Origin of the sequence: Streptococcus sp. SR4, from assembly GCF_000517725.1 — a bacterium.
Lineage (GTDB): Bacteria > Bacillota > Bacilli > Lactobacillales > Streptococcaceae > Streptococcus > Streptococcus salivarius_F.
This window is the reverse complement of record NZ_AZYW01000002.1, coordinates 1-3,293: the sequence shown is the minus strand read 5'-3', so window position 1 is coordinate 3,293 and position 3,293 is coordinate 1. Positions and strand designations below refer to the sequence as shown.

Annotated in this window: 1 protein-coding gene; it reads right to left on the bottom strand. The window is 38.8% G+C overall.

Annotated features, from left to right (window positions below; genetic code table 11):
• A partial coding sequence (locus HMPREF1519_RS00010) for an accessory Sec-dependent serine-rich glycoprotein adhesin (protein ID WP_037610388.1) occupies positions 1 to 2,767 on the bottom strand: 2,767 nt, incomplete at its 3' end.
• Positions 2,768 to 3,293: the final 526 nt, after the last annotated feature.

The window sequence follows — 3,293 nt, the reverse complement described above, 5'->3', positions numbered from 1 at the left end:
CTGACGCAGACGCTGACTCTGATGTGCTTGCTGATTCTGATGCAGATGCTGACTTAGACGCACTTGCTGATTCTGATTGTGATACAGATTGTGACTTAGACACTACTTCTGATTCTGATTGTGATACAGATTGTGACTTAGACACCACTTCTGATTCTGATTGTGATAGAGATTGTGACTTAGACACTGCTTCTGATTCTGATGAAGATTGTGACTTAGATGTTACTTCTGATTCTGATTGTGACACTGATTGTGATTTAGAAACCACTTCTGATTCTGATACAGATTGTGACTTAGACGCTACTTCTGATTCTGATGAAGATTGTGATTTAGACACTACTTCTGACTCGGATTGCGAGTTTGATGCAGAGTTTGAGAATGATTGCGATTGAGAAGCAGATTCAGAATCATTCATCTTAACGAAGTAATAGTTCACATCAGTTGAAGGTTTAACCGCTGATGTAATTGAGTAGTTATTTGAGAATGAAGTATAACCCTTCAAATTAGAGTATACTTTTCCGTTTGGAGCTGTAGGATCATTTGCTACAGATCCTTCTGCTTGAATCTCTGGAACTTTACCAGCAATAACGTTGTAACTGTTGTTACCGGCACCCGCAGGTGTCAATGATGTGCTTGGAGCACCTTTGAATGGACGTGGATAAGTGTGTAGAGTTCCATCCATTTGTTTATAAGTATCTGTCTCAGTAGGAGACGACCAACCAGTGATAATGAGTGATTTGCTTCCAGCAGTTTCGTTGACTTCAAGATAGTAGTCACCATTTTTACTGTTTACTTTTGTAACTTTAGTCTCATCAGCCTTCCACTCTTCACCAGCCTTATTAACTTTACTTGTGTAGATGAGTGTGTACTTAGATACATCTTCAGTACCAATATCTGATGTAGCAAAATTGTTCACTTGAGATGGATCAAGGGCGTAGAATTTCGTTACAGTTGAGCCATCAGTATCAACGATTTCAGAAATACGTTTCACGTAGTAGTGGTTTGCTCCACCTTGAAGTTCGACAAGTTTTTGTCCAACAACACCCTTACCGAGAATACCTGATGTTTTTTGAGTTGTATCTGTTGTGGCAGCTACAGGTTTGTAACCAGCAACATCACGATTTCCTGAGGCTGTGAATTGTTGCCCTGCAAGACCTGTTTGAGTATAGCTTGCAAGAACTGTTTCATTTCCAGTTGGTTTGTATGTTTGACCTTCTGTGTACTTGCTACTGTCAACGACTTTATAGTAAGTTGTTTGATCAGCTTTAGCATAAGGAACAGAAGTTTGAACGTTTTGTTTGTCTTCACCTTGGTTACCTGGGTAGTTAGTATCACGGATTTGAAGTGTTTCATACTCAAGGTTAGCATTTACCAATGAGAAGGTAACGTTACCTGGATTAGTTCCGTTAGCAGCTGCGTATGTCAAAGTGTTAGTTACATCAGAGTTATTGTTTGTGATGTAGCTTGGAAGTGAGATATTGCTTTCTCCCGCTTTGATTGTACGAGTGTAAACTTCTGAACCATCAGACTTCTTAACGATACGCAAGTAAACATCTGGGTTAGCTGAAAGGCTACCTGTGATTGCTGAACGGTCTACTGAAAGTGTAGCGTAGTAATCAAAGTTTGTTTTAGCACCAGTAGCGTGGTTTGTTTTAAGGAATTGCCATACACCGAAAGTGAAACGATCAGCGTTTGGATCCAAAGCATAACCAGCTTCATTGAAGGCTGCATCTTCAATCGTTGCACCATTAGCATTTGAAATAACTGGGTTAGTATCTACACTACCAGTAGTGCTTGTTGAGATTGGTGCCAACTGTGCAGTAACTGCTGCAACACCGTTAACTACTGAGTTACCTGTGAAGCCGTTGTCAGTGATCTTAGTCATCATGTTGTCAACAGCGTTACCAAGGCGCTCACGTTGTTCTGCGTAAGCAGCGTTTGTTGCTGATGCAGCAAGCAATGTTGTTGATTTAGCAACTTCTTCTTGAACTGTTGCGATAGCAGTTTGGATTTCAGCTTTAGCAGCTGTATCAGTCAACTTAGCTTGGTAATCTTTAGCGATACCTACAAGCAATTCTGCTTCTGAAACGTTTTGATCCAAGATAGTTTTTTCATTTTCTTGAGTCGCTGTTTCTGATGCAGTTGCAGCTGTTGAAGTTGCTGATTCTGAAGCTGAAGATGATTCTGAGTTTGAACCACTGTTGCTTTCAGTGTGTGATTGGCTTTCAGATGTTGAGTTCACTTTGCTAAGTGATACAGATTCTGAGATAGCTTGTGACAATTCTGCTGATACAGATTGTGATACTGAAACTGAAGCGTCTGTGCTTGCTTGAGCGTCAACTGAAGAGCTTGTAGACTCTTGACTAGCTGATGCTGGAGCTTCTGAAGCTACTGTTTCAGATACTGGAGCAGCGCTCAAGGCAACTGAATCAGAGTTAGCAATGATATCATGATTTGTAGTTGCTTGGCTTTCCAAAGCTGGAGCACTTGTTTCTTCGGCTTGAGCAGTGTAAGTTGCTACTGCTCCACCTGCCACAGCACCTGCTGCTGCAATCCCTTTAAGAAGAGCTGTACCTGAAAGAAGAGAAGATTTTTCTTCTACATTTTGAACTGATACTGACGGAGCATCTGCGCCACCTTTAACAACTTTGAAAAGTCCAAAGTTAGATGTCGCAGCACGAAGCCAGTTTTTACCCGATTTGATAAGTTTGAAGCGAGTCACGCGATCAGTTTCGCGGAATTCACCTTCGTTACGTCTAAAAAACATATTTACCTCCTAAAAAATATGAGTTATTTCCTAATCTGGAAATTACATTTTATAATATAACACAAGTTGACTAAAAATTGTTCTTTTTTATCTCATTTTCTTCAAAAAAATGTAAGGTTTTCGCAATTCTGAATTTTCTGATTAATGTAAATAATTACCCTTATTTTTATGTGCAAACGGTTGAAAACCCCTATTTTATGCTACTTGTTTCTATTGTTCTCATTTTTAAGCTGACTATCGTTCGGTTTAAAATTATCCAACAATTCCATTTTTGATAAATTGTCACACAATTACAATCAATTGTTTTAGGCGAATTCTTTACATCTGTTAGGCTATTATTGACTATTTTTTAACATTAATCCTAATTAGAGACAGGTCTTCCTTAAATCCTTAAGTCTAAAGTGAAAATGATTTGAATAATTTATAAAAAGTCAAGATATATGCTCAGATTTGTCACAAAAAAAGGATTACCTTTCGATAATCCTTTTTGGCTCTATAATTTCTGTAGTGGGTAAAACCACTGTGT